A 4240-nucleotide genomic window follows, 5' to 3' on the forward strand; every position below is an offset into this window, starting at 1 on the left:
ACGGCCTTGTCGAGATTGAAGGCGAGGCGGGTGTTTTGTCCGGGAGCGATGCCGGTATCGGCGCGCAGGCGGGCGACGACGGATTTGCCGCCGAGCTTGGTGACGGCAAAGGTGTCGGAGCCGGCAGGTTCCACCACCTCGATCAGGCAATCGCCCTCGGTCAGCGAGCGCGCCTTGCGGTCGGCGCCATCGGGATCGGTCAGGGCCTCCGGCCGGATGCCGAAGATCACCTGTCTGCCGGTATAGGCGGTCAGGCCGTCATTGCCTGATATGACAGGCAGTCTGAGCGGGGCAGCATTCGGCCGCTCCAGCGAGACTTCGAGCCCGCCGGCGCCGGTCTCGACGGTGGCGTTGAGCAGGTTCATCGCCGGCGATCCCATGAAGTCGGCGACGAAGATATTGGAGGGGCTGTTATAGATCTCGGCCGGCGTGCCGAACTGCTGCAGCACGCCGTCCTTCAGCACGGCGATCTTGGTTGCCAGCGTCATCGCCTCGATCTGGTCGTGGGTGACATAGACGAAGGTGGTGCCCATGCGCTGATGCAGCCGCTTGATCTCGGTGCGCATGTCGACGCGCAGCTTGGCGTCGAGATTGGAGAGCGGCTCGTCGAACAGGAAGACCTGCGGATTGCGCACCAGCGCCCGACCCATGGCGACACGCTGGCGCTGGCCGCCGGAAAGCTGGCTCGGCTTGCGGTCGAGCAGATGGCCGATCTGCAGCATGTCGGAGACTTGCTTGATTGCCTTTTCGCGCTCCTCCTTGGGAACCCCGCGGATCTCCATGCCGAAGGCGATGTTTCCCGCCACCGTCATGTTCGGATAGAGCGCATAGGACTGGAACACCATGGCGATATCGCGCTTGGAGGGATGCAGGCCGCTGATGTCGCGCCCGTCGATCCGGATATCGCCAGAGGTGATCGTCTCCAGCCCGGCAATGGTGTTGAGCAGGGTGGACTTGCCGCAGCCGGACGGGCCGACCAGCACGAGAAAGCCGCCCTTTTCGAGTTCGAGGTCGATCCCCTTGAGAATGTCGACGGCGCCGAAGCGTTTTCTGAGACCGGAGATTTCGAGGAAGGCCATGGATTACCCTTTGACAGCGCCCGCCATCAGACCGCGCACGAAGTAGCGGCCGGCGAGGATATAGACGAGGAGCGTCGGCACGGCGGCAATCATCGCAGCCGCCATGTTGACATTGTATTCGACGACGCCCGTCGAGGTGTTGACGACATTGTTCAGCGCCACCGTCATCGGCATGGATTCACCGGTGCCGGCGTAAGCCGAGGCAAACAGGAAGTCGTTCCAGATATTGGTGAACTGATAGATCACCGTGACGACGATGATCGGCAGCGAGTTCGGCAGCATGATACGGCGGAAGATCTGGAAGAAGCTGGCGCCATCGACCTGGGCGGCCCTGACCAGTTCGGTCGGAAAGGCCTCGTAGAAATTGCGGAAGAACAGTGTCGTGAAGCCGAGGCCATAGACGACATGCACGAAGACCAGATTGACCGTCGGATTGCCGAAGCCGAAGTTCCAGCCCGTGGCGTTCTGCAGCGTCATGCCGAAGCGGCCGAGACTGCCGAGGATCGTCGCCATCGGCAAAAGCACCGACTGGAACGGGATGAAGCAGGCAAACAGCATCAGCCCGAACACCAGCGTGTGGCCGGGAAAGCGCCACTTGGTCAGCACATAGCCGTTCAGCGCCCCCATGATGGTGGAGATCGCGACAGCCGGCACGACCATCTTGATCGAGTTCCAGAAGTAGCCCTTGATGCCGGCGCAGGTGAGCCCGACGCAGGTCTCGCCCCAGGCCTTGATCCAGGGGTCGAAGGTCGGCGATTGCGGCAGCGCCAGCATGTTGCCGTTCTGGATCTCGTCCATGGTCTTGAACGAGGTCGTCAGCATGACGAAGAGCGGCATCAGATAGAGGACGGCGAAGACCAGCAGCAGGCCGTAGATGACGGTTCGGCCGATCCAGCGGGTGTTGTTGCTGTTCTTGTTGTCGCGGGCCTGCGGCAGCGTTGCGGCCGAGGTTGCTATCGGAGAGGTGACGCTGCTCATCGCGCCTTCTCCTTCAGTTCGGAATAGAGATAGGGAACGATGATCGCCGAGATGGTCATCAGCATGATGATGGCGCTGGCCGAGCCGACGGCCATCTCGTTGCGCTTGAAGGTGTATTCATACATGAAGTTGGACGGCAGCCAGGCCGAGCCGCCGGGGCCGCCCGAGGTCAGCGCCACCACCAGGTCATAAGACTTGATCGCCATATGGGCGAGCACGATGAAGGCCGACAGGAAGATCGGCCGCAGCAGCGGAATGACGATGCGCCGGTAGAGCTGGAAGGGCGAGGCGCCGTCGATCTGAGCGGCCTTCATGATCTCGCCGTCGATGCCGCGTAAGCCGGCCAGGAACATCGCCATGACGAAGCCCGACGCCTGCCAGACGCCGGCGATGACGACGGTGTAGATGACGAAGTCCTTGTTCTTGATCCAGTCGAAGTGGAAGCTCGTCCAGCCGAAGTGGTGCAGCGTCTGTTCCAGCCCGAGGCCGGGATCGAGGAACCATTTCCAGGCAACGCCGGTGACGATGAAGGAGAGCGCCATCGGATAGAGGAAGATCGGCCGCAGCAAGCCCTCGCCGCGGATCTTCTGGTCAAGCAGGATGGCCAGCAACAGGCCGAGCACCAGGCAGATGCCGATATAGAGGAAGCCGAAGATCGCCATGTTGGTGATCGAAGTGTACCAGGAAGACGGCGGATCGCTCTCGAAGGTCCAGCGCCACAGCCGCTGATAGGCACGTGCGCCGGTCAGCGCATAGGAGGGAAAGGTCTTGGAATTGGTGAAGGAGAGATAGGCCGTCCAGACGATGAAGCCGTAGACGAAGATGATGGTGATGACGAAGCTCGGCGCCAGCACGATCTTCGGCAGCGCATCCTGCAGCCGGCCCCTCAACGAGATCCCCGTCGATTGCCTCGGCGTCAGAACCGGATCGGTGGTCGCAACTGTGCTCATGGAATGTCATCTCCTCCCCGCATGATGGCCTGATCATCCCTGCATGATCGGCCAGGCATGATCGTCCGCGCATGATCGGCGCGGAGCCTGAAGCTTCCCCGCAAGCACGCGGGGAAGCGTTTGTCGTCGACAGTGGTCTCAGCGAGCGTCGTCGATCGCCTGGACGAGCTGGGTCACGGCCTCGTCGGAGGTCTTGATCTGGCCGTGGACGAACTTCGAGACGACATCCTTATAGGCATTGGCGATCGCCGGCGGTGCGCCGTACCCTTGAGCCAGCGAGCCGAACAGCGTGCCGCCTTCGTTCGCTGCCTTCAGGTCGGCGATGCCCTTCTTGCCGCAGGCGTCGAAGTCGGTGTCGGGAACATCGGTACGGGCAGGCACCGACCCCTTGACGACGTTGAAGGCCGACTGGAAGCTCTTCGACAGCGTTGCCGTCGCAAGTGCTGCCTGGGCCGCCTTGCGGTCGTCGGGAACGTTGAACATGCCGAACATGTCGGAGTTGTAGACCACGCTGCCGTCGGTGCCGGGGAAGCGGTAGCACAGGAAGTCGGCATCCGCAGTCTTCTTGGCGGCGACGAATTCGCCCTTGGCCCAGTCGCCCATCACCTGCACCAGCGCGTCACCCTTGATGACCATGGCGGTCGCCAGATTCCAGTCTCGGCCCGAGAAGTTCGGATCGACATATTTGATGATCGTCGCCAGATTGTCGAAGGACTTCTTCATCGTGTCGGACTTCAGCGATTCCTCGTCGAGGTCGTTGAAAGCCTTCTTGTAGAATTCCGGACCGCCGGTCGACAGCACGATGGAATCAAACATCGTCGCTTCCTGCCAGTTCTGGCCGCCAAGCGCCAGCGGGATCACACCGGCTGCCTTGGCCTTGTCGAGCAGCGCGATCAGCTCCTCGAAGGTCTTCGGCTCAGTGCCGCCGATCTTGTCCATCACAGCCTTGTTGATCCACAGCCAATTGACCGAGTGGACGTTGACGGGGGCAGCAACCCACTTGCCGTCATAGACCGAGAACTTCTGCAGGGCTGCCGGAACCGACTTGTCCCAGCCTTCCTTCTTCGCCGTCTCGGTCAGGTCGCCCATGACGCCGGCCTGAGCATAATCGAGCACGGTATAGCCCAGCATCTGCGATGCTGTCGGATAGGTGCCGGCTGCAACCATCGCCTTCAGCGCCGTCATCGCCGCATCGCCGCCACCGCCGGCAACAGGCACGTCCTTCCAGGCAAA

The 4240-nt window shown here is 62.0% G+C and carries 4 protein-coding genes; all 4 read right to left on the reverse strand.

Annotated features, from left to right (window positions below; genetic code table 11):
- Positions 1-1079, reverse strand: a 1079-nt coding sequence (locus B5P46_RS33555; protein ID WP_164986602.1) for an ABC transporter ATP-binding protein, incomplete at its 3' end; no start/stop codon positions are given.
- 3 nt (positions 1080-1082) lie between these two features.
- Positions 1083-2057 (reverse strand): carbohydrate ABC transporter permease, encoded by a 975-nt coding sequence (locus tag B5P46_RS33560; RefSeq protein WP_129422479.1) that lies wholly within the window; start codon positions 2055-2057, stop codon positions 1083-1085.
- On the reverse strand, positions 2054-3007 hold the full coding sequence (locus B5P46_RS33565) for a carbohydrate ABC transporter permease (RefSeq protein ID WP_129422480.1): 954 nt from the start codon (positions 3005-3007) through the stop codon (positions 2054-2056). Before B5P46_RS33565 ends, B5P46_RS33560 begins: the two co-directional genes overlap by 4 nt.
- Positions 3008-3145: 138 nt before the next feature.
- Positions 3146-4240: ABC transporter substrate-binding protein (locus B5P46_RS33570; RefSeq protein ID WP_245456349.1), on the reverse strand; the 1095-nt coding region annotated here is incomplete at its 5' end.

Origin of the sequence: Rhizobium leguminosarum (assembly GCF_004123835.1) — a bacterium.
Lineage (GTDB): Bacteria > Pseudomonadota > Alphaproteobacteria > Rhizobiales > Rhizobiaceae > Rhizobium > Rhizobium leguminosarum_M.